The sequence below is a fragment of the Agarivorans sp. OAG1 genome, from assembly GCF_037076485.1.
Lineage (GTDB): Bacteria > Pseudomonadota > Gammaproteobacteria > Enterobacterales > Celerinatantimonadaceae > Agarivorans > Agarivorans albus.
In genome coordinates, this window is sequence record NZ_AP028990.1 from 313,495 (window position 1) to 337,509 (window position 24,015).

Consider the following 24,015-nt stretch of genomic DNA (forward strand, 5'->3'; position numbering starts at 1 on the left):
CTTGGTTGATATTTGAGCGCTTAAACCTGAGCTAGGCATATCTCACAGTTTTGGTTTATTTAGGTGTATAGGCTGAAAAATGAAAGTTTCAAAGCATTAAACACTATAAAAATAAAACTAATGAGGTTATCTCGGAATGGAATTATCCAAAGTTGCAAAGTTAACTTTGCCAGTGTTGGCGGCGGTTTCGTTGGCTGCCTGTAATAGCAGCAGTAACAATGACAATGGTGATCAAAACGGTCTTGTAGACCTAAAAGACGGTCAAATTGCCGTTTATTACCGTTTAGACAATGCTAAAGCAAGCAATCAGTCTTTAGAAGAATACTACCAAGGTTGGACTATTCACGGCTGGAACGATGCCAGTTGTAATGGTTGGGGCGATGGCAGTGACGGTGACGCTACAGGTGGTTGGGATGCTGGCATGGCATACACCGGCATTAACGAGACTTACGGCGCTTACTGGGTGATTGACGCTTATCATGCCGGTGAGTGTATCAATATGATCCCGCGTAATTTAGAGCAGGGTGGCCAAACTGGTGACCTGCGCTTCTACTACACTGACTACAAACATGGCTTGATAAAGGCGGGCGATGACAACGTGTATGTAGATACCGATTACACCGAGGTAAACCAACCTCCAGTTGGCATTGTTGGCGCAAGTGCACACTGGGTGCGTGATAACCTCATTCTATGGGATGCAAATGGTAGTCAGTTTAAACTGTACCATTCTGCTAATGCCGGCATTTCGGTAAATGTTGAAGATAAAACAATAGAGGGTGGCGAAGCCCTAGAATTAAACATTACCGAGATGCCAGCAGATGTGAAAGCTCAATTCCCTCATTTGGCGCATTTACAAGCTTACGAATTAAATGCAGAACAAGCTGCCGAGGTGATAAAAGGTCAGCTAGTGGCAGCGGCGTATAATCAAGATGAAGAGGTGGTTGCCGCTACCTTGCTGCAAATTCCTGGGGCGCTAGATGACCTGTATTGGGAAAATGCTAAAGATGAGCCGCTGGGTGCGGTGATTCAAGACGGCTTAACAACTTTCCGTCTTTGGGCGCCAACGGCTAAAGATGTAAATCTGGCCTTGTACGATGAAGACTTAAGCGCACACGCCGATCAAGGCTTTGTGGCTATGGAGTTTGATCCTGCAACGGGTATTTGGTCTAGCGAAGCGATGCCTAATATGGTGGATGTTTTTTACCGTTACCAAGTGGAGGTATACCACCCAAATAGCCAGCGTATTGAAACGCTAATGGTGACCGACCCTTACTCGCTAAGTTTATCGGCTAATAGCACCCATTCGCAGGTTGTCGATTTACAAAATGACAGTGAATTGTTCCCAAATGGTTGGGACAGCATTGTTCCGCCAACCATTGACTCTCCTACCGATTACGTATTGTACGAAACACAGGTACGAGATTTTAGTTTTGCCGATGAAGATGGTAACCCAGAATATACCGGTAAGTACTTAGCCTTTACCGATGAAGAGCGCGCCAGTTACAAGCACTTAATGCAATTGCGCGATCGCGGCTTAAACAATGTGCATCTATTACCAGTGTTTGATATTGCTACGGTTGATGAAGTAAATCGTGTAGACATTGATGGCACCATTGGTGAGCTATGTGAGCTAAATGCCAATGCAGGTGTGTGTGAAGACGGTACCGATAAGTCAGCAGTGATTGAAGATGTGCTGCAAGCCTATGTTGATGAAAATCCGGCCACTGAAAAAGTGCAGGCTTTAGTGAACGATTTACGCCAGTACGATAGCTTTAACTGGGGTTACGACCCGTTCCACTTTAATGTGCCAGAAGGCAGCTATGCTACTGATGCACATGGCAAACAGCGTATTCTAGAATTCCGCCAAATGGTGAAGCATTTACATCAGCAAGATATGCGAGTGATTATGGATGTGGTGTATAACCATACCCATGGTTCTGGCCCTAGCAACGATAAGTCGGTATTGGATAAAATTGTACCGGGGTACTACCAACGCTTAACTATTGATACCGGTGTAGTGGAAAACTCGACCTGCTGTGACAACACCGCTACCGAACACAAAATGATGGGTAAACTGATGGTTGACTCGTTAATTGTGTGGGCGCGTGATTACCAAATTGATGGTTTCCGTTTTGACTTAATGGGTCACCAACCAAAAGACTTAATGATCGAAGCGCTAGAAGAAGTGCAAAAAGTATCGCCAGATAACTACTTTTACGGCGAAGGCTGGACCTTTGGTGAAGTGCAAGATGACGCTCGTTTTGTTCAAGCAAACCAGCTAAACATGGCGGGCACTGGAATAGGTACTTTCTCTGACCGTTTACGTGATGGTATTCGTGGTGGTAGTCCATTTGATGATGGTGAGCAGCTACGTAAGCAGCAAGGTTTTGCCAATGCGGTTTTAGCCAATGAACTCAATGCCGATACGCCTGACAGCACTTACAACGAAACTTGGATGTACAACGCCGACCTTATCCGTGTAGGCATGGCGGGTAACTTGGCCGATTTCCAATTTGTTGACCGTAATGGCGATCGCATCAAGGGCAGTGAATTGCTTTATGGTGGTGATGAGCAACCAGCGGGCTACACCGAAAGTGCCCAAGAGAATATTTCTTACGTATCTAAGCACGATAACCAAACTCTGTGGGACATTAATCAGTACAAATTGGCCGAAGAGTTAACGCCAGAGCAACGTGCACGTATGCAAACCGTTGCTTTATCTACGGTGATGACAGGTCAAGGTATACCGTTTATCCACATGGGCTCAGAGTTGCTGCGTTCTAAGTCAATGGAGCGTGATAGCTACGACTCGGGTGATTGGTACAACCGTGTTGATTTCACCGCCCAAGATAACAACTGGAACAAGGGCTTGCCGATGAAACACATCGATGGTGCAAACTATGATGTGATTAAGAAAATCATTGCTAACCCTGAAACTCAAGCCGAGCCGCAACATATTGAAGATGCCAAACTACGCTTCTTCGATTTGATGGAAATGCGCACCAGCTCAACGCTATTCCGCATGAATGCTAAGCAAGACATTATGGCGCGTATCGACTTCCACAATACTGGGGTAGACCAAATACCGGGTGTGATTGTGCAATCAATCGACAATGGTATTCATTCAGGCGCTGACTTAGACAGTAACTATGATGCGATTGTGGTGATGGTGAACGCAACAGCTGAAACCCAGCAAATTAGCATTAACAATGCGCAGGGTTTTGAGTTGCACCCCGTACAGCAACGTTCAACAGACTTAGTGGTTAAAGACGCTGAGTTTGCTGATGGCACTTTTGAAGTGCCTGCTATGACCACTGCAGTATTCGTTCAGCCTCGTTTGGCCGCACGTGGTGATGGCTTGCCAGTGAAGGGATAAATCTGGTAAACACTGCAGCCGATACTGCAGCAACAACGGCTATCTTCGGGTAGCCGTTTTTCTTTGCTAGTCTTTGGTGTAGGGGAAAGGCACAAGCAGAAATGGAGGCCTTGCACTTAGCTATTTAGCCAATCAATGTGTGGCGCATGCTTTGGCAAAACTAGCCACCCGTTCAACTCGAACAGGCGCAAGTTACCAGCTCTTATCTAGACAGTAATTCGATTAATTCGTTTTCGGTGGTGGGAATGCTTTGCAATTCTATGCCCGAAGACGCTCCACCTTTAAGCATATAAGCAGAAGTGCCGCAATGGTCGTAGTGGTACCATTGGCCGTCTATACATACGTCGGTATAACAACGCGGATCTTGTATTAATTCCATTTTTATTACCTCTATTTATTGTTGTTACACTTTCAACATAACCAGCGAATAGCCTACAAAAAATGATCTACATCAATTGAGGTTTAGAGCTACCTCCATAGTATTAGAGAATTTTGCCTAATTAGTGAGCTGGATCTAGCTATGCACTATAAGCTCGCATCGCTAAATAAGGGTGAATGGCGTCTCTACATTGACTCAATTGTTAGTAATGATGCTGAAAATAAGTAAGATAGCGTTGAGTGAGTGAATGGTAAGTCATCGATAGGGAGTATTATGTTTAGGTTGGTGTTGTTGCTAGTAGGCGTGGTTTCATTACCGGTGCTTGGCAGCACTTTATCACAACAGTTGGTTGATGCTGCCTTGGCGCGAACAGAGCACACGGTGATTTACAATGGTGCCTACTTTGCGTTGGATTATCCTAATGGTGATGTGCCCGAACACTTTGGGGTGTGCACCGATGTGCTTATTCGTTCCTACCGTGCACTTGGCATTGATCTACAGGTTCAAGTACATGAAGACATGAAGCAGCATTTTTCGCAGTATCCGTCTAAACGTATCTGGGGATTAAGCCGAACCGACCGCAATATTGACCATCGCAGAGTGCCTAATCTACAGGTGTTTTTTACCCGCCACGGTGAATCGTTAGCTGTAAGTGATAGCGCTAGCAGCTATTTGCCGGGTGATATTGTGACTTGGATGCTCCCCGGTAATCTGCCCCATATCGGTATTGTGAGTGACCAATACACTGCAGCTGGCGTTCCCAAAATTGTTCATAACATTGGCTTAGGGCCACAACTAAACGACATGCTATTTAGTTACCAAATAACCGGCCATTACCGTTATTTACCTGCAGCAGACTAAGCACTTCAATTAGTTGGCTAGCGCATTAAAGCGTTGCTTCAAAAACTGCGTGAAGGCCTGAACTTTACTGGTGCGGTGCATATCTACATGGGTGGTAAGCCATTGTGGAATGGCCCAATGTTCTGGTGGCGCCATTAGCGGCAGCAGGTCTGGGTAGGCCTTGGCGGTTTCACAATTGAGTGGTGCTGCGCCAAACCCAGCTTTTATGGCCGGAATAAAGGCATTAAAGTCGTTTACCCGCAAAGCAATTTGTTGCGGATCTAACTCGCTATTCATCCAATTAATAAAGCTAATTTGCGAGTAGGGCTCAATGGTTGAAATAAACTTATGCCCTGCCACCTCATTTAAGCTTTTAATCTTTCCGTATTTTTTAAGATAAGCACTTGAGCCATAGAGAGTGACTGGGCTATCGGCTAAGTGCTGCACCACGTAGTCTAGATCTTTAGGTTTTTTACCAGGGCGAATGCTTACGTGAGCTTCGCCGTGTTCTAGTTTCAAAATTCTACTGTCGGCGGCATATTCCAATTTGATATTGGGGTAAAGCGCTTGGAACTCGGCCAGCATTGGTAACAGCAGCTCGGCCATATTGTTCACTGTGGTTAATACCAAGGTTCCGGAAAGCTGATTGTCGGTGCCGGCCAGTTTGCCCAATAAACGGTTAAAGTCGTTTTGGGTGCTTTCGGCGGTTTGGGTAAGTAACAAACCTGCTTCGGTGACTTGGTAGCCGCGTGCATGGCGATGAAACAAGCGGGTGCCTAGGCGCTCTTCCAAGGCATTTATTCGCCGTAATACCGTACTGTGGTGTACATCCAGTGCTTCTGCGGCTGCGGTAAGCGTGCCTAAGGTTGCAACCTTATAAGCTATATGGATGTCGTTCCAATCATTCTTATGTGCATTCATGCACAGAAGTGTTGCACAGGTGTTGTTTTTCTTCAAATTTGCTTGTGTAAGAATGCTCTCAAATCGAAAACAAATACCATTTTCAGGCTAGGCCTAGGAGCACAACATGACTAAATTAATTGCTATTGCAGGCAGCTTACGCGCTCAATCGTTCAATAAAAACTTGGTAAAAATTGCGGCCAAAGGTGCCGAGGAAGCTGGCGCTGAAGTTCGCTATGTAGACTTAGCTGATTTTGCCATACCACTTTACTCAGAAGATTTAGAGGCCGAGGGTACGCCTGCTTCTGTTAACGATTTAAAACACCTTTTTGCGCAGGCCGATGGCATGTTGATCGCCAGCCCTGAGTACAATGGCTCTATTTCAGGCGTATTAAAAAATGCTCTAGATTGGTTATCTCGCCCTTCTAAGGATGCTGATATTGGCTCGGCCTTCCAAGGTAAAGTGGCCGGTATCATGGCGACTTCTCCTGGCGGTTTAGGGGGTATCCGTGGCTTGGCACATACCCGTGATATTTTGTTCAACTTAGGGGTAATGGTTAGCCCAAACCAAGTGGCTGTTGGTTCTTCTTATCAGGCATTTAATAGTGAAGGGCAATTGGCGGATGCAGATATGGAGCAGCGCGTTAAAGCCTTAGGTGCTGGGGTTGCCGAAACCGCAAAACGTTTGGCTAAATAGAAGGCCTAAAAGCTCCGGCAGTTGCTGGAGCTGTTAATTCCAAGCCTTAAAACAGCGTTGCAAAAGATTGGCTTTGCTTAATGCTGGCCAGCTGACTTTCTAGATGTTGCTGCATGTTGTTAAATACAAAGTTACCCATACTGATGCGTTTAACCCCTGCAGCCTGCAGTTGAGTAAAGTTAGCTAAATGCGGCATGCACATTACATTTAGCGGCACGCTGCAGTGCTTACTTAGTTCTTCAATATGCTCCAGCTGCTCTATACCGGGTAAAAAGATCCCATCCGCGCCGGCGTCGATGTAAAGTTGCATACGTTGCTTGGCTAGACTTACGGCATCTTTGCAGCCAACAAGGAAAACATCACTTCTGGCATTGATGAAAATTTCTATATCTCTCTGCATGAGCTGGTTTTTTATATAAGACAGAGTGGCGGCAAAGTCTTTCGCAGGCAGCAATTCTCGCTGCTGTTTTACCACGCTGTCTTCAATGTTTATTCCAACTACACCGAGTTTATTGAGCGACAGTATGTTGTTGACAATAGTTTGAGGATTTTGGCTGTAACCCGCTTCTATATCGACACTTAAGGGCAAGCTGCAGTGTTGCTTTATTTGCGCAACAACCTGGACTAGATCGTTAAACGAAAGCTGTTCGCCATCATCTAAACCTCGGGCAGCAGCAATTGCCGCGCTTGATGTTCCTATTGCGGTAAAACCAATTTTTTTGGCTATATTCGCACTGGCAACATCCCAAACATTGCAGAGTAATAGTGGTGATTGTTGATGGTGTAAGTCGTTGAATATCATAGCTGTTGTCTCAGAGTCTAAAGCTAAAAGGTACATTGAGTAGAAATACTCAACAACCGAAAACTGAACAAGTATTTTTGTTTTTTAGTCCGTTTGAGTAGACCGTGATAAGCAGTTTTAAGAACTAAACTTTACGGATTTTAACCAGCCCTGTTGGGCTAATGGCGACTCGAATGCTAATACTAAGCGTGGTCGAAATTGAGACACTTAACATGACAAAAATAGCAATTAGAATAACCAGTTGATACTTCACCGCTACCATTGGGTCACTGCCTGCGAGTATTTGACCGGTCATCATGCCGGGGAGTGTGACTAAACCCACCGTGCTCATAGACGCTAAAACAGGTGCAAAAGCTTGCTGCATAGCATTATGCACAAAGCCTTGAGTTGCTTGTAGTCGATTAGCGCCAAGTGCTAAATAAGCGTGGTATTCGGCGGTTTTTTCATCCAGTGCGCTAAATAGGCGCTGTAAAGCCACAATGTTTCCACTAAGGCTGTTTCCTAAAAGCATACCTGCTAGGGGAATGAGGTACTGAGCGCTATAGCTAGGGCTCGGCTTTAGTAAGGTAAGTAGCAGCAGTATCAGTAAAGGACTTAAGCCCAGCACCAGCCCCAACAAGACTGGTATAAACAAGTTTCTTTTAGGTAATTTGGCTTTGCCAAGAATGGCGCTAGCACCCACCACAAGCATAACGACCAACCAAAGTAGGTTGACCCACAAGCTGTTTAAATCAAACAAAAACTGCAGATACAAGCCGAGCAATACAAGCTGCAGCAGCATTCGCACTAAACTGCTGGCTATGTCTTTACCTAGGCTAAGTTTAAAGCGCCAATTAAGCCCAATCGGAATCAACAGAATTAGCGAAAAGGCGGCAAGTGCTGGCCAGCTAATATCTATGGTCATGGGCAGATTTCCTATAACAAGCGCTAATCCAAGGGGCTTAGAATAATGAGTGTAACCTGAGTGGATTTTTCTGTCTTGTTAGAAAAGGTTAGGGGCTATGTATCCTTCGAGTTGATTTCTTCGCAAACAAAATCTAACCGCGAAAGATAAACAGCCCTTAGTGCTTAGCAGGCTTGTTGCTTGGATACATCTTCATAGCTGCGTACGCAGTTTTTACCCTCAGCCTTGGCTTTATAAACCGCTTTATCGGCTGCTTTCATAATCGCTTCGTGGTGCTGCATGTCTTTGCTACGACTTGCAATACCTACACTTACCGTAACGCTATAGCGCTGATGGTTGAGTTGCATATTAGCAATACGTTCGCGAATGCTGTGCCCTAGGTTTAATGCACCTTCTGAGCTAGTATTGGGGCAAATTAATAAAAACTCATCGCCGCCTAAACGGGCTACTACGTCGTCGTTACGCACCGATTCGCGCAATGCGCGCGCCAGTAGCATTAACACCGCATCGCCTGCATCGTGACCATTTCGGTCATTAATTTGTTTAAAGTGATCAGCATCTATCATCATGCAAGCTAATGGACTGTTGTTTTCAAGCGATTGCTTCCAAAGCTCCATAAGTTGAATCATTGCATGGCGGCGGTTAGGCAATCCCGTGAGCACATCGGTATGTGCTAAAGATTGTAAATGCTGATTGGTTTTTTGCAGCGCTAGAGTGCGCTCTTGTACTTTTTGCTCAAGGTTTTGATTGAGTTCTAGCAGCTCGTTGTTACGCACGCTAACTTGGTGAAATAAACCACGCAAGGCGGTAATTAGAGGCTCGGTGGCAAGATCGTTGGGTTGCTCAATTTTGCTATAGGCAGATGCTGGGCTGTCACCCGCTTCTATGAAATGCAGCTGCTTGGTGAGCACTTGGTCGATGCCCAGAATATGATAAGCCAACCATTGAATGAGATAATCGAGCAGATGCTTAATTTTGCTTTGTTTATTGTCGTTGTTGAATTGGCTTAGCTTCGCCACTTCGCCTAAAAATTCTTTGTGAGCCTTTACGTGAGCTTGGCAATGGCGCGGATCCACTTTGTGTGTGGCCATAAGCAATTCTTCTTCACGAAAGTGTTCTTTAACGTAATTATTTAGCTCTTGGCTAAGCGACTCGATCGCGGCGTGTTGCAAGGGATGGCTGTCGGTGAGCTGTTCACCAATTTGATTAATGAGATCAATTAAGTGGCGATGCTGCTCGTCAACAACAGAGATCCCTGTTTCAAAATCTGATGTCCAACGAAATGATTCCATACTATGTTGCGTCCAGCTGTGCCTAGTTAATTGCTACTCATGGGTATTGCGCTGTAATGACCCGTTTGAGTGGACGCCCACCTTAACGAGTTATCAGACCAGTAGAACTAATCTACATCAAAAAAAGCTCAAATAAGAGTGTTTATTGCATAAAATTTAGTCGACAAAGTGAGGGCTTAGAATATTGAATAGCGCAGCTTTCAGAAACGTGTGACAAGCAGCTGCTTCTGTTGTGAGATTAACGTATTCTTAAACGATAAATGAGAAAACTTACGTTTCGTTGTTGTTTTAAAGAGGTGAAGAGTGGAACAGAATTTAAGCTTAGAGCAAACCCGTGTTATTGGCGCGCTGCTAGAAAAAGAAACAACTACCCCAGATCAATACCCTCTATCACTTAACGCTCTCACTTTAGCGTGTAATCAAAAGAGTAATCGCGAGCCGGTTATGGCATTGAGTGAGGCAGAAGTTCAAGATGTATTGGTGCAACTGCAAGACTTACGCATTGTTACCGAAGCACCAATGGCAGGCCGAGTGGTGCGTTATCAACACCGTTTCTGCAATAGCCAATTTGGTGGTTTGCAGTTAACTGAAGGACAACGAGCTATTATCTGTTTGCTGTTTTTGCGTGGGCCACAAACTCCTGGTGAGCTGCGTACCCGTAGCCAGCGCCTTGCCAACTTTGCCAGTGTGCAAGAAGTAGAGCAAAGCTTGCTTGAGTTAGCCGAGCATGATGCAGGTAAGCTGGTGCTTAAGCTTGAGCGAGAGCCGGGCAAGCGAGAGTCACGTTATGCTCATTTATTTTCGGGTGAGCCGGCTTTGCCAGCAGCAAGTCATGTAGAGGCTAGCGCTCCGGTGGCCACTCAGCAAAATGCTGAATTACAGCAACAAATTAATGCATTGCGTCAAGAACTGGCCGATTTAAAACAGCGGGTTAAGCAATTAGAGCAATAGTAAAAAAGGCCAGCAACTTGCTGGCCTTTTTAGTGGTAAAGATTATCAATGTTAGTGGAAGGGGAAGATGTAGTTCACCCAACCTTGCATGCGTAACAGTACTTTTCTAATCATCGATACATGATGGAAGTGCTCGGTGTAAATGGCGACTTGACCACTGATGCCCATAGGGAAATCAAATTCATCAAAGCGCGGTTCGGGGTCAATAATCACCAAACTGCGGCTATGTACAAAGAAAGCTTCTGCACCACGTAGGCTGCCGTTCGCTTGGAATTCACCTTCGGCAATGGTTGGCATTACCTGAACTACCGTGCCTTTAAAAACAATGCCTGGTTGAGCCGTTACAATAAATTCCGCTTCGTCGCCTTCTTTTAAACGCTTGATGGAATTTTCCCAAAAGGCGCCAACAAAAATGCTTTCTTCTTTAGGTATAAAGGTCATAACTGGGCGCAAGGGCATAGGCACCGCCACCATTCCTTTACGTAGGCCTAATTGAGTGACATAGCCATCGGTAGGTGCGTGCACCACGGTTTGCTCAAGGTCGAATAAGGCTTTATCTAACTGGCTTTGTAAACGAGCAACGTTGGTATTCACTCCGTTTATTTGAGAGTCGTAAGCCAGTTGAGCATTGGTTTGGTTAGCCTGAGCAACTTGCAGCTGGGCTTCTGCTGCTAAATAAGCTTGTTGGCGGTTTTCTACTTCTAGTTCTGTAAAGGGGCTATTTTTACCGCCTTTTTTACGCCCTTCGGCATAACGTTGATAAGCTTTTTGAGTGCGGTCTCGCTCGGCTTTCGCTGCATTGGTGGTGGCCTGGGCGCTGGCCAATTGGGCTAGCAACTGTGGTACTTGTTGCTGGGCTGCCGCTACTTCTGCTTCGCGCTGCTCTACCACCGCTTCAAACGGCTCGGGGTCGAGTTTAAACAATACATCACCAGCTTTAATCAACTGATTAGGTCTAACTGGAACCTCTATGACTTTTCCGCGCACCAAGGGCATGATGGGCACAGAGGTATACACCTGCCGAGCATTAGCAGTAAAGGGGTGGTTGTAGTTCATGAGGATCATTAAAACCCCAATGATTACAATGCCACCTAGTACTGCAGTGGGCACGGTCCATTTAGTTAGTGGAATATTAAAAATTTTGAATACCGCGATGCAGATCCCGGCGTAAGTGAGAATAAGCAATAAATCCATTATTGATTCCCCTGTTGTTGCTCGAGCTGCTGCACATGTTTGCTAATGATCGCTACTTGACGTTTTAGCTTAGTAATTTCTGCACTTAACTCTTCGTTCTGATCTTCCAGTTGTTGCTCTTTTTGTTCGAGCTCTTGTTCTTGCTGTTGTAACTGCTTAAAACCCCAACCTCGATCTTCCCGGTATAAAGTGGCCCATATCCATAAAAAGGGCCAAATAGCATGGAGGGTGAATAAACTTATCCATCCGGCCACATGGATGGCATCTTGGTGAGGGTGATTGCGATGTTTTGATATTTCGTAAGGAATATCGTGAATGGCAATGATGCCGTAGAACAAGGTTAAGCCTACAAAGAACAGTAGTCCTAAAGCGAAAAAATCCAAAAACATGGTCCCTCCTTGGGATATTTTTGCGATTAAGAGAATCTCTTATTCAGCTTAATTGATAATAGTCGATAAGGGTACTAAGTTGCTAAGCTTTTACTCAGTGGGCTGTGTAGGCTAGTTTGCTAGCTAAATCATTCGTTTATGCTGGCGCCGAAGGTTGTAAAGGAGAAAGGGTTTATGAAGTTATGCTCAGTTGAGCGGGTATGGGATGACGGAGAGCATAACGCGTTCACAGACTTGTGCGAGTATAAAAGCGCACTGTGGTTGTGTTTTCGCGAAGCTGAGGGCCATGTTAGTGATGAGGGCGATATTCGTATTTTACGTCGTGCTGCAGATGACACTCGCTTTGAATCGGCAGCGTTAATTCACCTACCAGGTATTGATTTACGTGACCCCAAGTTAGTTGAAAGCCCGGACGGGCGGCTGCTACTAACCTGCGCAGGGGTAAATCGCAGCAGCGAGAAGTTTGATTTACAAAGCTATATAGCATGGTCGGACGATGGTGAAAACTGGAGCGATTTAAGTGCTCAAGGCGATGCTGGCATGTGGTTATGGCGCAGCCGTTATTTAGCCGATAGCGCCTACGCAGTGGCTTATAACTACAGCTTAGATAAAGTAAATCTTTATCGAATGGACTCGCAGGGTAATTATCAGTTGCACTTGGATCCTTTGTTTAGCTTGCAACAAAATGGTTTGGCTTACCCCAATGAGCATGACTTGTGTTTATTGGATGATGGCTCTGCATTGTGTTTATTACGTCGTGATAAAGATACCGGTACCGGGCAACTGGGTTATGCCAAGCCACCTTATCTAGATTGGCAATGGCAAGATTTACAACAGCAAATTGGCGGCCCAGCAATGATCAAACTTGATGATGGCCGTTTGCTCTGTGCAGTGCGTTTATATCAACCGGTGCGCACCAGCTTGTGCTGGTTAGATGCTGATAAGGCTCAGCTAAAAGAGTTTCAAGTGCTGCCCTCAGACGGTGATACCAGTTATCCCGGTTTAGTGCAGCGAGGCAATAAGGTGTATTGCAGTTACTACTCTAGCCACGAAGAGAAAACTGCTATTTACTTTGCGGAGTTAGACTTGAGCCAAGATTGACAGAGTGGCCATGAGTTGATTGAAAAGATAAAGGCAGCCAAGGCTGCCTTTTTTGTGCATTACTATCCCGAGCTTAGGTTATTTAAATGTGTAACCAAAGCCAAGGGCTGCAATGCCACCCTTGCTATCGTAAAAGGTAATGTTGGAATCAGTATTGTTGTAGCCACCCAAAACGTTAAACATGGTGTTTTTCCAACCAAAGGGTTCGTTAAATACATAAATGCCAAATAGCGATATCTTGTCGTCTTTTTGAGTTTGCATATCAAATACGGGGTTGCTACCTGAGTATTTGGTTTGACCATATTCCGTATTCAGTGTGAACACGTGCGGACCCGAGCGGTAAATGCTGGTTAAACGTAAAGTATATTGGTCGAAGTCGTTGGCGCTGCCATCGGCTTTAGCGGTGGTATAAGCCACTGCGGGCGCTAAGAACCATTTTCGGGATAAAGGCACAAAGGTTTCGGCAATTAAACGATGTAAGTTGGCGTCTCTTCGTAGTGACTCGATGTCACTTTGGCTTAGACCCGCAATGCTTACACCGCTCTGTTCGTTGTCTACAGTGCGATTGGCGTAAACATATTCCAGAGTTAGCGGGCTGTCTGCAATGGATTCAAACCGTAAACGGCCACCTTGATAATTCTCATCGGTCTTTTGCCGAGCGCTGCCAACCAAGTACGGATCTGCCCATGTGTCGTTAAGTAAAGGGAGCTCAGGGAAGTATGCTGCGGTAATTTTACTGCGGTCACTAATTGCGCGGGTATAACCCAGTTCGTATTGAAACTGTGCTCGACCTAAGTTTTCGCGGCTGTTACCCAAGAAGAACTGATTCTTTAAGTCTTGAGTTGTGTAGTCTACTCGCAATAAGGGGTAAACAATCGCTGAGCTAGAGCTTTTGCCATTGTTATTTAGATCGTCGGTAATTTGGTTATCGTCATCAGTAGAAAACTGATTCTGGCCGCTTACATAACCTACGTTCAAGTTAATAGTGGCAGACCAGCCCGGCGCTTCTGCTAAAGGGCGGGCGTCGGCAGTGAAACTAAATAGCATACTGCAACAGAGTAGCGAACTTACTCGTTTAAACATTAGTCACATCCTTGTATCAGGTAATCTGAGTTAAATCATTAGCTTGGATTACACTGTTTACGTTAAGAAAACTTAAATAGATCAATACATTTATAGCTTTACCTTAACTTAAGCTAGCCATTTTGTAAGCACAATTTTGTTGAACTTATTACTTCGCCTAATACTCTCTACTCAGCAAGTTTGCGTGCTTAGCTAGCAACCAAGCTCGGTATCACTTGGGAGCAATAGCTTGGTTTTATCAGCTTTAAATGACTGGATTGTTATTAAAAAGCTTAGCTGCTTTAACTATAGAATAAACCTGCTTGGCTGGAAGTTTTTATAGTTGATTTAAAGGCGAAAAAAACAGAGCGGCTAGCGCTCTGTTTTTTTGAATAGCAGGGTTTAGTCAAGCTCTGAGAATAAGCCGCGATCAAAGGTTTTTTCGCAGTAGTGGCACTTTAGCTTGATGTCTTGCTGCTGGTGGCGCACATAAAAGTTACTGTCGATAGGTTCGTTATGGCTAATGCAGTTACTATTTGGACAGGCAAACACTGCTTTTACTTGTTCTGGGGTAGACACATGAAACTTACGTACTACCTCAAAATCTTCAATCACATTAATGGTGGCATTGGGCGCAAATAAAGCTAATTGGTTAGCTTGGTTCTCGTCAAACACCGTGTTCTCAACTTTAATTAAGTCTTTTTGCTGTTGCTCGCCACTAGGTAAGTTAAGGCCTACTGTGATTCGCTCTTGCGCAGCCGAGAGTTGAAAGAACTTAAGAATTTTGATGCCTTGACCAGCAGGAACGTGGTCAATTACGGTGCCATGCGCAATGGCTTCTACTTGCAGCTTCTTCTTCATTATTGCGCTCCAAATTCATTGGTCATGATTAATGCGAGTAAGGCTTGGCGAGCGTAGACACCATTTTCTGCTTGTTCGAAGTAATAGGCATAAGGTGTGATATCTACATCGGTAGTAATTTCGTCTACCCGTGGTAATGGGTGCAAAATTTTCAAATTATCTTTTACTTGCTCAAGCATGTTAGCGCGTAAAATGAAGCTCGATTTCATGTGCTGGTATTCGGTTTCGTCGAAGCGTTCTTTTTGCACCCGTGTCATGTAAAGAATATCTAGCTCGTTGACTACTTCTTCAATACTGTCGTGCAGGCTGTATGTGATTTCACGTTCATTCAGCTCTTCGATAATGTAATCAGGCATTGCCAGTGCTTTAGGCGCAATAAAGTAGAACTCGCAACCAAATAGTGACAGGGCTTGAGTGAGAGAGTGCACCGTGCGCCCATATTTTAAGTCACCAACAAATGCGACTTTTAAGCCCTCAAGTGAGCCTTGGGTTTCGTAAATGGTAAATAAGTCGAGCAAGGTTTGAGTAGGATGCTGGTTTGAGCCGTCTCCGCCATTCACAACCGGTACGCTAGAGAATTCGCTAGCTAAACGCGCTGCGCCTTCTTGTGGATGGCGCATAAAAAACGCGTCACTGTACGAAGAAATCACTTTTACCGAATCCACTAAGGTTTCGCCTTTTTTACCCAGTGAGGTATTTCCGCCATCGGCAAAACCAATCACACTGCCACCTAAGCGCTGAACTGCGGTCTCAAATGACAAGCGAGTACGGGTTGAGGCTTCAAAAAAACAGCTAGCAACAACTTTGTTTTTTAGTAATTCGGGACGGGGTTGTTGCTTAATACTTTGGGCGGTGTCGACGATTAATTCGAGTTCCTGACGGGATAAATCAGGGATGGAGATAATATGCTTCTGATAAAGCGGGTTGTTCATGCTCGCAGATCCTAATCCGATGTGAAATCGGAACAGAATTATAACAGCGAGCAGAGTCAGTGAATATGATCTTAATGAGGAATACTAAGATTATTTAGCTAAATGGCTCAATTAAGCGTATTGGCTGTTCTTTCGTTCGCGATAATCTTGGCAATCGATGCAGTAGCGAGACTCTGGACGGGCATTTAAACGGGCAACACTAATGTCTTCGCCGCAGCCTTCACAAAATCCGTAGTCTTGTTCTTCAATCCGACGTAATGCGTCTTTAATGCTTTTAACGTGGGCAAGGTCGTGTTGGCGACGGTTCAACTGAAGTTGTTGAGACTCTTCCTGGTTGGCGCGATCTACGTCATCACCAGAATCTTCTTTGTCTTTAAATAACTGACTGTCTTGCTCAAGACGTTGTTCAGTTTCGTTCAATTGCTCGACGAGTTGCAGACGAATAGTCTCTATTTGTTGGTCGCTAATCATTGTTTTGAAAGTCTTCCTTCCTATATGTGTTAAGCGCGACTTAGTCCTGTATGCACGCAGTTAACTCAAAAATTTAGTTAATCGTTAATTTTAGCGGTGTGTAAAGCCTTTTCAAAGCGCTTTTTTGGATAATTGTTAGCCAGCCAGCACTTGGGTTTAGATAAATTTACCGTTACTATCTCGCGAGATTTCATTACGGGCTAAATCTAACTGGTTTTGCCTGAGGTGAAAGCTTTACTACACTAAATTAACTATTGCGTGATTTGCTATCACACCACCACGAGGATTGCATGAGTGAATAAACTAAACATGTTGCTGGTAAGCCTGTTGGCTATTAATGCTGGCGGAGTAATTGCTCAAGAAGAGAAAGTACTAAATGTTTATAATTGGACTGATTATATTGCCGAAGACACTATTGCCGAGTTTGAAAAAGAAACCGGTATTAAAGTTGTGTATGACGTATTTGATTCCAATGAAGTATTAGAAGCTAAGTTACTATCTGGTAGTACTGGCTTTGATATTGTTTCACCGTCGCACGATTTTTATGCTCGTCAAATTACGGCAGGGGTTTATCAAAAGCTAGATCGCAGCCTGCTAAGCAATTGGGACAACCTTGATCCTAAATTGCTCGCTACCTTAGAAGCTTACGATCCGGGTAACCTATATGGTATTCCTTATATGTGGGGTACCACCGGCATTGGTTACAACGTGAATAAGGTGAAAGAAATTTTAGGCGAAGATGCAGAGCTAGATTCTTGGTCTTTAGTGTTTGACCCTGAAATTGCCGCTAAGTTAAGCCAGTGTGGTATTGCTTATTTAGATGCGCCAAGTGAAGTAGTGGCGTCTATGCTCAACTACATGGGCAAAGAGCCAAACAGCAGTAAATCGGCCGATTACAAAGGTGAGATTGAAAGCTTAATGGAGCAACTGCGCCCGAGCATTCGATACTTCCACTCTTCGCAGTACATTAACGATTTAGCCAGTGGCGACATTTGTGTAGCTATTGGTTGGTCTGGCGATGTGCTAATGGCTGGCGACCGTGCTGCGGAAGCAAACAATGGCGTAGAGCTTGAATACATCATTCCTAAAGAAGGCGCAGGTGTGTGGTTTGATATGTTTGCCATTCCTAAAGATGCCAAGCACCCAGAAAATGCACATGCCTTTATTAACTATGTATTACGCCCAGAAGTGATTGCCAAGGTGACCGATTACGTTTGGTATGCCAACCCTAATATTAAAGCGACTGCTTTAATTGACCCAGAAATTGCTGGCCATGAAGGTATTTACCCGACCGAAGAAGCCTCTGAGCACTTGTTTGGTTTTGTGAGTATTCCGCCAAAAGTTGAGCGTACTCGTACCCGTTTGTGGACCAAATTTAAATCGGGTCGTTAAACCAAGATTCGGATATAAAAAAACCAGCCCGCGGGCTGGTTTTATAGTGCTTAGTGTTTAACTAGTCCAGTTGTGGTCCAGCTGCTACTAGTGCTTGGCCTTCGGCATTGTCGGTGTACTTGGCAAAGTTTTTGATAAAGCGCTGAGCTAAATCTTCGGCTTTGCTTTCCCACTGCAATGGATCTTGGTAAGTATCGCGAGGATCGAGGATCTCGCTATCGGCACCAGGAAGCGCTGTAGGTACTTCTAGATTAAAGATTGGCAATTGCTTGGTTTCTTGCTTTTCAATCGAGCCATCTAAAATAGCGTCGATAATTGCACGAGTATCTTGAATTGAAATACGCTTGCCTGTGCCATTCCATCCGGTATTTACTAAGTAAGCTTCTGCACCTGCGGCTTCCATACGTTTAACTAATACTTCGGCGTATTTAGTTGGGTGTAATGTAAGGAAGGCTGCGCCAAAACATGCCGAGAAGGTAGGTGTTGGCTCAGTGATGCCGCGCTCTGTACCCGCTAATTTGGCAGTAAAGCCAGATAAAAAATGGTACTTAGTTTGCTCTGGAGTAAGCTTCGCTACTGGCGGTAATACACCAAAAGCATCAGCGGTTAAGAAAATAACTTTCTTAGCATGGCCTGCTTTAGACACTGGCTTAACGATATTTTCGATGTGATGAATGGGGTAAGAAACCCGCGTATTTTCGGTTTTAGAGCCGTCATCGTAGTTTACGCTACCATCGTTACGCACAGTCACGTTCTCTAACAAGGCATCTCGTTTGATGGCGTTGTAGATATCGGGCTCGGCTTCTTTACTTAACTTAATGGTTTTAGCGTAGCAGCCACCTTCAAAGTTAAATACACCTTCATCATCCCAACCGTGCTCGTCATCACCAATCAACTGGCGTTTAGGATCGGTAGATAGGGTGGTTTTGCCGGTACCAGACAAACCGAAGAAAATAGCGGTGTCACCCTCTTCGCCAACATTGGCAGAACAGTGCATCGACGCCATACCATTAAGTGGTAGGTAGTAGTTCATCATGGCGAACATGCCTTTCTTCATTTCGCCGCCGTACCATGTTCCGCCAATCACCTGCATTTTCTCTGTCATGTTAAATACAGTGAAGTTTTCAGAATTTAGGCCGTGTTCTTTCCACTTTTTGTTGGTGGTTTTAGAGCCGTTCATTACTACAAAGTCTGGCTCGTAGTCTTCCAGCTCCGCAGCACTTGGGCGAATGAACATATTGGTCACAAAGTGAGCCTGCCATGCCACTTCAACAATGAAGCGGACTTTTAAACGGGTATCAGGGTTGGCACCACAGTAGGTGTCTACCACAAATAAACGTTTGCCAGATAGTTGGTCGGTCACGGTTTTCTTAAGGTCGGTCCAAACCGCGGGGTCTATTGGCTTGTTGTCGTTTTTAGCTTGTTCAGAGGTCCACCACATGCTGTCGCGGGTGGTATCGTCAAGAACGATGTATTTATCTTTTGGCGAACGCCCGGTGAAGATCCCAGTATCTACTGCAACAGCACCGGTTTTGGTAACAATGCCGCGTTCGTAGCCCGTGAGCTCTGGTCGAGTTTCTTCCTTGAATAGTTCTTCGTATGAGGGGTTGTACACCACGTCCGACACATCTTTGATGCCGTATTGAGCCAGGTCGATAACCTGATCTTTTTCTGCAACGTCAAGCATAGCAGTCTCCTGTAGGTAGAGAGGTAAGATTTATATTGTTTTTTTATTTGGTGTTGGCTCTGATTCTATCCCTTTAGTGGTACCAAAAAGAGAGGGGTGTCAAATTACCAGCACTTTTTTTATGGTTATTAGGGGTCTATCTAGGAAATGCGATTCGCACCGCATTTCCTGAGGTCAGTTTAATGAATTTTGGCAGGGTTTGTCGATATATTACGCGTGAAAATGTTTTCAACGTCGGCTTCGTTAAATTTATAGTCGTGTCCACAGTAGTCACAATGCATCGAAATATGGCCTCTCTCGTGGCAAATTTCGAGCAATTCTTTGTGGTCGATATTGGCTAAGGCGGTTTCACAACGTTCTTTCGAGCAAGTACATTTAAAGCAAACTTCTTGTGGCTCGTAAACACGCACTTTATGTTCGTGATACAAACGAAATAGCAGTTGTTCAGCGTCTAACTCAAAACTCTCTTGAGCGGTGGTTGTTTCACTTAAGGTGGAGATCAACTCAAAATGTTCCGCGTCCTCATCTTTACTGGCAGGTAATGCTTGTAAGAATAAGCCGCTGGCGTGGGGGCGACCTTCAAACATGCCTGTGAATAACCATAGTTTGGTATTTAGTTGCTCAGATTGCTGGAAGTAGGCTTCGATGCTGGCAGCAACGCCTTGTGGATTGATCTCTACTATGCCTTGGTAACGCTCGCCTTGAGTAGGCGTAATGGTAATGACTATGTGGCCTTGACCCACCAGTTCAGCAAAGTCGATATTAGGATCAATAGCGCCTTCGTAACGCGCAATGCCGCGCATCTGCTGTTGGTCGGTACCACTTACCGCCACCACACTTAGTGGGCCATTACCTTGCAGCTGCACAGTAATGTCGCCTTCAAACTTTAAGGTTGCAGTAAGCAAACAGGTTGCTGCTAGCATTTCGCCCAGCAAGGTTTGTACAGGCGCAGGGTAATTTTGTTGATCGATGATCTCTTGGTAGCTTTGCTGCAATTGCACCAACTCGCCCCGTAGATTGTAATCTTCGAATAAGTAACGATTTAGAATGTCTTGCTTCATGTTTAGGCCTGACTATTGTTGTTTAAACTGAATAATTTGCCGACGTTGCTTTTTATCGGGTCGACGTTCTGGGCTGGCGCTTTGTGCCATGAGCTTGCGTTGCATTGCGTATTGCTCGCGCTTTTTAAGGCTTTGTTCTGTCTCTTGGTATAGTAGTTGTGCTTGAGGTGCAGGGCCTCGTTTATCACTTAGCTGCTGCACAACCACTTCTATTTGTTGTTGGCCTTGCCACAAACTAATAGTAGCACCCACTTCTACATTTCTACTTGGCTTACAACGCTGCTGGTTATAGTGCACTTTACCGCCCATAACCATATCTCGAGCTAAGCCGCGGGTTTTATAAAATCGTGCTGCCCACAACCACTTGTCAATGCGTGGTGCAGAGTTGTTAGAGTTTTGTGAATTCATGCTAAGTCTTGGCTGGCTTATATATTATCTATTAAATTATATCAGTTTTATGCGTGCTAGCTATGGCCTGGATTAGTGCGTTATCCAGCAGAAAACTGATAAAAGTCCAATTAAATGCAAAATTTACACTTGCAGCTCTTGTTCTACGCCTAAGTCCCTTTAGAATGAAGAACCCTCTATATGAGGCGCTTTGCCATAGTTTTTTCATAAGGATGATCGAGAATCGGTTAACGATGACAGATGTATTATAACGAATAAATGGATATTAAATCTTTTTCTACTCAACTTGCTCGTTACGTTCCTTCGCAAAAGAGCAGCGTATTAATCACATTACTATTGATGTGTTTTGCCGCTTATCAGTTGGCGTCTATTACTTGGTTATTAGTGCCAACGCCTTCACAAGCTTTTCGCTGGGTTCCCCAGCAGGTGCAATCTAGTAATAAAGCGGCTCAAGTTGATTTATCTAGCCTTACCAAACTGCATTTGTTCGGTGAGTATCAAGCCAAAAAGGCTAAACCAGTTGTTCAAGCGCCTTCGTCAACTGATGCACCGAAAACCTCATTAAAGCTAACTCTGTCTGGTTTGGTAGCGAGTAGTGACCAAACGAAAGCATTGGCCATTATCGAACACCGAGGCAAGCAACAAACCTACGGTGTAGATGAATCGATTAATGGTACTCAAGCTGTCATAAAAGAGATTCAAACTGACCGGGTGATTTTATTGCATCGCGGTGTTTACGAAAGCTTATTGCTAGACCCAGAAGACAAAAACTCACAGTCTCGGGCGAGTTCAAATACTGCTAAGCGCAATACCCAAGCGTCTAGTAATAGCCGTTCGGCTCAAGTAGACGTAAAAGAAGTATTAAAAGACCCTTCAAAACTAACCGATTACATTCGTATTTCGCCGGTTCGTAAAGATGGAGCCTTAAGTGGTTATCGGATTAACCCCGGTAAAAACGCCGCCTTATTTAAACAAGTGGGCTTGAAAGCTAATGACTTAGCTGTAGCTCTTAATGGATATGACCTGCGCGACAACGCGCAAGCAATGCAAGTGATGCAAGAGATGGCAGAGCTAACGGATATTACAGTTACCGTTGAGCGCAATGGCCAGTTGCAGGATGTGTTGTTCAGCCTGCCAGATGAATAGTACCGGAGATTTATTTAACATGAAGTTGCAAGCCTTACGCTTGGTTCGCCACAGCCTTGTTGGCCTAATTGGATTAGGCCTTTGTGGAGTCGTGAGTGCCACCGAGTTTTCAGCCAATTTTAAAGGTGCTGACATTAGTGAGTTCATCACCACGGTTGGTCGTAATCTCAATAAAACTATCATCGTAGACCCCGCAGTGCGCGGTAAAGTTAATGTGCGTAGTTACGATTTGCTTACCGAAGAGCAGTACTATCAGTTCTTCTTAAGTGTGTTAGATGTTTACGGCTTTGCGGTTATTGATATGCCAAACGGTGTAACTAAAGTTGTTCGCGCTAAAGATGCGAAAGCAGGAGCCATTCCGGTGGTGGACCGCGATGAGCAAGCCTTTGGCGATGAAATGGTTACCCGAGTGGTTCCCGTACTAAACGTATCGGTACGTGAACTAGCGCCTTTGTTACGCCAGCTAAATGATAATGCCGGTGGCGGTAACGTAGTGCACTATGATCCATCAAACGTAATTATGCTTACTGGTCGCGCTGCAGTGGTGAATCGTTTGGTCGAAATTATCCGCCGAGTGGATAAAGCCGGTGACCAAGAGGTAGATATTATTCGCCTTAAATTTGCTTCAGCTGGTGAATTGGTGCGAATTATTGAATCGCTTACCGCCAGTACGGGTGGTAAAGGTGCGGCAGCCAGTTTGTTAATTCCTAAAGTGGTTGCCGATGAGCGTACCAATAGTATCGTGGTATCGGGTGAACCTAGCGCTCGAGCGCGAATTGTTCGCTTGGTTGCAAAACTTGATAGTGAATTAGAAACCTACGGCAATACCCGTGTTTTCTACCTAAAGTATGCCAAAGCAGGTGACTTAGTTGATGTACTTAAAGGTGTAAGCGAAACGGTAGCGGCAGAAGCCGCTGGTGGTAGTAAGAAAACCAATACTAGCAACTCACGTGGTAACTTCTCTATTGAAGCCCACGAAGACACCAATACCTTGGTAATTACTGCTCAGCCAGACAATATGCGCACCTTAGAAGGGGTAATTAACCAACTAGATATTCGCCGTGCCCAAGTAAACGTGGAAGCGATCATTGTTGAAGTGGCCGAAGGTGACGGTATTAGCCTAGGCGTTCAGTGGGCCACTAAGGCTGGTGGTACGCAGTTTAACGATGCCGGTGTATCAATTAGTGAGATTGGTGCAGGTATCTACGATGCTCAACCCACCGAAGGTTCGTTGGTTACCAACACCGACGGGTCATCAGTACAAAACCCAGACACCCCGGGCGATATCTCTGGTTTAGCCAGCGCTTTGGCTAAGATTTCTGGTGCCGCTTTTGGTTTTTATGGTGCTGATTGGGGCGTGTTGGTGCAGGCTGCGGCTAATGACTCTCGCTCAAACTTATTAGCAACACCGTCTATCACCACTCTTGATAATAAAGAAGCCTTCTTTACTGTAGGTGAAGAAGTACCGGTACTAACTGGCTCAGCATCGAGTAGCAGCAACGATAATCCATTTACTACGGTTGACCGTAAAGAAGTGGGTATCAAGCTAAAAGTAACACCACAAATTAACGAGGGTGATGCAGTTCAGCTAACCATCGAACAAGAAGTGTCTAAGGTACAAGGTCAAACGTCGGTAGACGTTGTATTTGCTAAGCGCCAATTGCAAACCACGGTGTTAGTAGACAGCGGCGATACTATTATTTTAGGCGGTTTGTTAGACGATCAAATTGAAGAGAGTGAATCTAAAGTACCGCTACTAGGCGACATCCCGGTATTAGGGCATTTGTTCCGTTCGACCAATTCGAAGAAAGTTAAACGTAATTTGATGATCTTCATTCGCCCCACCATTATTCGTGACTCGGTAACCATGCAAAGCGTGAGCTCGCGTAAGTACAGCCAAATCCGTGCTCAGCAACTGTTGCGTGAAGAGTTAGGCGTTGTATTAATGCCAGATACTAAAGTGCCAGTATTGCCAGAGTTCAACTCGGTAGACGATGTATCGCCTGAAGTTCAAGAGTACATCGATTACCTAAAAGAAAAGAATGAACGCTTAAAGAAAGAAGAAGCTGAAAAAGCGGCAAAAGAAGCCGAAGCGGCAGCTGCCAATAAAGAGCAAGTGAGTGCCGAGTAATGGACTTAGATGCTGAGCTAAACGTATTAGAAGATGAGA

At 44.8% G+C, this 24,015-nt stretch carries 22 protein-coding genes; 8 read left to right on the forward strand and 14 right to left on the reverse strand.

Annotated elements, in window-relative coordinates:
* Nucleotides 1–136 precede the first annotated feature (136 nt).
* Complete coding sequence (gene pulA, locus OAG1_RS01450) at nt 137–3,376, forward strand: pullulanase-type alpha-1,6-glucosidase (protein WP_338623360.1); 3,240 nt, start codon at nt 137–139, stop codon at nt 3,374–3,376.
* Nucleotides 3,377–3,578: 202 nt separating this feature from the next.
* Here pulA and OAG1_RS01455 read toward each other — a convergent pair whose 3' ends face one another.
* Nucleotides 3,579–3,755, reverse strand: a complete 177-nt coding sequence (locus tag OAG1_RS01455) for a hypothetical protein (RefSeq protein WP_016399804.1) — start codon at nt 3,753–3,755, stop codon at nt 3,579–3,581.
* A gap of 273 nt (nt 3,756–4,028) precedes the next feature.
* On the opposite strand from OAG1_RS01455, the gene OAG1_RS01460 reads away from it, so the two are divergent.
* Nucleotides 4,029–4,616: a DUF1287 domain-containing protein gene (locus tag OAG1_RS01460; protein ID WP_338623363.1), complete on the forward strand. Its 588-nt coding sequence runs from the start codon at nt 4,029–4,031 to the stop codon at nt 4,614–4,616.
* A 9-nt stretch (nt 4,617–4,625) separates the two neighbouring features.
* On the opposite strand, the gene OAG1_RS01465 is transcribed toward OAG1_RS01460, so the two are convergent.
* Nucleotides 4,626–5,516 carry a LysR family transcriptional regulator gene (locus OAG1_RS01465; protein WP_016399802.1) on the reverse strand — a complete coding sequence of 297 codons (891 nt, stop codon included), beginning with the start codon at nt 5,514–5,516 and terminating at the stop codon, nt 4,626–4,628.
* Between the two features lie 106 nt (nt 5,517–5,622).
* On the opposite strand from OAG1_RS01465, the gene OAG1_RS01470 reads away from it, so the two are divergent.
* On the forward strand, nt 5,623–6,192 hold the full coding sequence (locus OAG1_RS01470; RefSeq protein WP_338623366.1) for an NAD(P)H-dependent oxidoreductase: 570 nt from the start codon (nt 5,623–5,625) through the stop codon (nt 6,190–6,192).
* A 46-nt stretch (nt 6,193–6,238) separates the two neighbouring features.
* On the opposite strand, the gene OAG1_RS01475 is transcribed toward OAG1_RS01470, so the two are convergent.
* From OAG1_RS01475 to OAG1_RS01485, 3 genes are all read right to left on the reverse strand, one after another.
* Entirely contained in the window at nt 6,239–6,994 is a 756-nt protein-coding gene (locus OAG1_RS01475) for an isocitrate lyase/phosphoenolpyruvate mutase family protein (RefSeq protein WP_338623368.1), read from the reverse strand.
* Between the two features lie 124 nt (nt 6,995–7,118).
* Nucleotides 7,119–7,898: an ABC transporter permease gene (locus tag OAG1_RS01480; RefSeq protein WP_338623371.1), complete on the reverse strand. Its 780-nt coding sequence runs from the start codon at nt 7,896–7,898 to the stop codon at nt 7,119–7,121.
* 164 nt (nt 7,899–8,062) lie between these two features.
* Nucleotides 8,063–9,190, reverse strand: a complete 1,128-nt coding sequence (locus tag OAG1_RS01485) for a diguanylate cyclase (RefSeq protein ID WP_338623373.1) — start codon at nt 9,188–9,190, stop codon at nt 8,063–8,065.
* Nucleotides 9,191–9,493: 303 nt separating this feature from the next.
* Here OAG1_RS01485 and OAG1_RS01490 point away from each other — a divergent pair, with 303 nt between their 5' ends.
* Entirely contained in the window at nt 9,494–10,141 is a 648-nt protein-coding gene (locus OAG1_RS01490) for a DUF480 domain-containing protein (protein WP_338623375.1), read from the forward strand.
* A gap of 51 nt (nt 10,142–10,192) precedes the next feature.
* Here OAG1_RS01490 and OAG1_RS01495 read toward each other — a convergent pair whose 3' ends face one another.
* Nucleotides 10,193–11,335, reverse strand: a complete 1,143-nt coding sequence (locus OAG1_RS01495; protein WP_338623377.1) for an HlyD family secretion protein — start codon at nt 11,333–11,335, stop codon at nt 10,193–10,195.
* Nucleotides 11,335–11,724 carry a DUF3302 domain-containing protein gene (locus OAG1_RS01500; protein WP_152783639.1) on the reverse strand — a complete coding sequence of 130 codons (390 nt, stop codon included), beginning with the start codon at nt 11,722–11,724 and terminating at the stop codon, nt 11,335–11,337. The genes OAG1_RS01495 and OAG1_RS01500 overlap by 1 nt, the downstream gene beginning before the upstream one ends.
* A 174-nt stretch (nt 11,725–11,898) precedes the next feature.
* Here OAG1_RS01500 and OAG1_RS01505 point away from each other — a divergent pair, with 174 nt between their 5' ends.
* Complete coding sequence (locus OAG1_RS01505) at nt 11,899–12,825, forward strand: exo-alpha-sialidase (protein WP_338623380.1); 927 nt, start codon at nt 11,899–11,901, stop codon at nt 12,823–12,825.
* 78 nt (nt 12,826–12,903) lie between these two features.
* Here OAG1_RS01505 and OAG1_RS01510 read toward each other — a convergent pair whose 3' ends face one another.
* From OAG1_RS01510 to OAG1_RS01525, 4 genes are all read right to left on the reverse strand, one after another.
* Nucleotides 12,904–13,908: a DUF2860 domain-containing protein gene (locus tag OAG1_RS01510; protein ID WP_338623382.1), complete on the reverse strand. Its 1,005-nt coding sequence runs from the start codon at nt 13,906–13,908 to the stop codon at nt 12,904–12,906.
* A 381-nt stretch (nt 13,909–14,289) separates the two neighbouring features.
* Complete coding sequence (gene pyrI / locus OAG1_RS01515; protein WP_152783633.1) at nt 14,290–14,748, reverse strand: aspartate carbamoyltransferase regulatory subunit; 459 nt, start codon at nt 14,746–14,748, stop codon at nt 14,290–14,292.
* The gene (gene pyrB / locus OAG1_RS01520; protein ID WP_016399791.1) at nt 14,748–15,680 is read right to left on the reverse strand and encodes an aspartate carbamoyltransferase; all 933 of its coding nucleotides are present in this window, start codon (nt 15,678–15,680) and stop codon (nt 14,748–14,750) included. Before pyrB ends, pyrI begins: the two co-directional genes overlap by 1 nt.
* A gap of 111 nt (nt 15,681–15,791) precedes the next feature.
* Nucleotides 15,792–16,151 carry a TraR/DksA family transcriptional regulator gene (locus OAG1_RS01525; protein ID WP_016399790.1) on the reverse strand — a complete coding sequence of 120 codons (360 nt, stop codon included), beginning with the start codon at nt 16,149–16,151 and terminating at the stop codon, nt 15,792–15,794.
* A 294-nt stretch (nt 16,152–16,445) separates the two neighbouring features.
* On the opposite strand from OAG1_RS01525, the gene OAG1_RS01530 reads away from it, so the two are divergent.
* The gene (locus tag OAG1_RS01530; RefSeq protein WP_305883199.1) at nt 16,446–17,543 is read left to right on the forward strand and encodes an extracellular solute-binding protein; all 1,098 of its coding nucleotides are present in this window, start codon (nt 16,446–16,448) and stop codon (nt 17,541–17,543) included.
* Nucleotides 17,544–17,604: 61 nt separating this feature from the next.
* Here OAG1_RS01530 and pckA read toward each other — a convergent pair whose 3' ends face one another.
* The 3 genes from pckA to hslR all read right to left on the reverse strand — a co-directional run bounded on the left by pckA (nt 17,605) and on the right by hslR (nt 20,699).
* Entirely contained in the window at nt 17,605–19,230 is a 1,626-nt protein-coding gene (pckA, locus tag OAG1_RS01535) for a phosphoenolpyruvate carboxykinase (ATP) (RefSeq protein ID WP_016399787.1), read from the reverse strand.
* Nucleotides 19,231–19,409: 179 nt separating this feature from the next.
* Nucleotides 19,410–20,291, reverse strand: coding sequence for an Hsp33 family molecular chaperone HslO (hslO, locus tag OAG1_RS01540; protein WP_016399786.1), 882 nt, complete (start codon nt 20,289–20,291; stop codon nt 19,410–19,412).
* Between the two features lie 12 nt (nt 20,292–20,303).
* Nucleotides 20,304–20,699: a ribosome-associated heat shock protein Hsp15 gene (gene hslR / locus OAG1_RS01545; protein WP_016399785.1), complete on the reverse strand. Its 396-nt coding sequence runs from the start codon at nt 20,697–20,699 to the stop codon at nt 20,304–20,306.
* Between the two features lie 258 nt (nt 20,700–20,957).
* On the opposite strand from hslR, the gene gspC reads away from it, so the two are divergent.
* Together gspC and gspD are read left to right on the forward strand one after the other, a co-directional pair.
* The gene (gspC, locus tag OAG1_RS01550; RefSeq protein ID WP_016399784.1) at nt 20,958–21,845 is read left to right on the forward strand and encodes a type II secretion system protein GspC; all 888 of its coding nucleotides are present in this window, start codon (nt 20,958–20,960) and stop codon (nt 21,843–21,845) included.
* Entirely contained in the window at nt 21,838–23,976 is a 2,139-nt protein-coding gene (gene gspD, locus OAG1_RS01555; protein WP_338623390.1) for a type II secretion system secretin GspD, read from the forward strand. Before gspC ends, gspD begins: the two co-directional genes overlap by 8 nt.
* Nucleotides 23,977–24,015 lie beyond the last annotated feature (39 nt).

Excerpts from the sequence above, each read along its gene's own strand:
- OAG1_RS01525 (WP_016399790.1), bottom strand. The coding sequence starts at position 16,151 with ATGATTAGCGACCAACAAATAGAGACTATTCGTCTGCAACTCGTCGAG.
- hslR (WP_016399785.1), bottom strand. The coding sequence starts at position 20,699 with ATGAATTCACAAAACTCTAACAACTCTGCACCACGCATTGACAAGTGG.
- OAG1_RS01485 (WP_338623373.1), bottom strand. The coding sequence starts at position 9,190 with ATGGAATCATTTCGTTGGACATCAGATTTTGAAACAGGGATCTCTGTT.
- OAG1_RS01460 (WP_338623363.1), top strand. The coding sequence starts at position 4,029 with ATGTTTAGGTTGGTGTTGTTGCTAGTAGGCGTGGTTTCATTACCGGTG.
- pyrI (WP_152783633.1), bottom strand. The coding sequence starts at position 14,748 with ATGAAGAAGAAGCTGCAAGTAGAAGCCATTGCGCATGGCACCGTAATT.
- gspD (WP_338623390.1), top strand. The coding sequence starts at position 21,838 with ATGAATAGTACCGGAGATTTATTTAACATGAAGTTGCAAGCCTTACGC.
- OAG1_RS01465 (WP_016399802.1), bottom strand. The coding sequence starts at position 5,516 with ATGAATGCACATAAGAATGATTGGAACGACATCCATATAGCTTATAAG.
- OAG1_RS01480 (WP_338623371.1), bottom strand. The coding sequence starts at position 7,898 with ATGACCATAGATATTAGCTGGCCAGCACTTGCCGCCTTTTCGCTAATT.
- OAG1_RS01510 (WP_338623382.1), bottom strand. The coding sequence starts at position 13,908 with ATGTTTAAACGAGTAAGTTCGCTACTCTGTTGCAGTATGCTATTTAGT.
- OAG1_RS01495 (WP_338623377.1), bottom strand. The coding sequence starts at position 11,335 with ATGGATTTATTGCTTATTCTCACTTACGCCGGGATCTGCATCGCGGTA.
- hslO (WP_016399786.1), bottom strand. The coding sequence starts at position 20,291 with ATGAAGCAAGACATTCTAAATCGTTACTTATTCGAAGATTACAATCTA.
- OAG1_RS01505 (WP_338623380.1), top strand. The coding sequence starts at position 11,899 with ATGAAGTTATGCTCAGTTGAGCGGGTATGGGATGACGGAGAGCATAAC.
- pulA (WP_338623360.1), top strand. The coding sequence starts at position 137 with ATGGAATTATCCAAAGTTGCAAAGTTAACTTTGCCAGTGTTGGCGGCG.
- pyrB (WP_016399791.1), bottom strand. The coding sequence starts at position 15,680 with ATGAACAACCCGCTTTATCAGAAGCATATTATCTCCATCCCTGATTTA.
- OAG1_RS01470 (WP_338623366.1), top strand. The coding sequence starts at position 5,623 with ATGACTAAATTAATTGCTATTGCAGGCAGCTTACGCGCTCAATCGTTC.
- OAG1_RS01500 (WP_152783639.1), bottom strand. The coding sequence starts at position 11,724 with ATGTTTTTGGATTTTTTCGCTTTAGGACTACTGTTCTTTGTAGGCTTA.
- gspC (WP_016399784.1), top strand. The coding sequence starts at position 20,958 with ATGGATATTAAATCTTTTTCTACTCAACTTGCTCGTTACGTTCCTTCG.
- OAG1_RS01475 (WP_338623368.1), bottom strand. The coding sequence starts at position 6,994 with ATGATATTCAACGACTTACACCATCAACAATCACCACTATTACTCTGC.
- OAG1_RS01455 (WP_016399804.1), bottom strand. The coding sequence starts at position 3,755 with ATGGAATTAATACAAGATCCGCGTTGTTATACCGACGTATGTATAGAC.
- pckA (WP_016399787.1), bottom strand. The coding sequence starts at position 19,230 with ATGCTTGACGTTGCAGAAAAAGATCAGGTTATCGACCTGGCTCAATAC.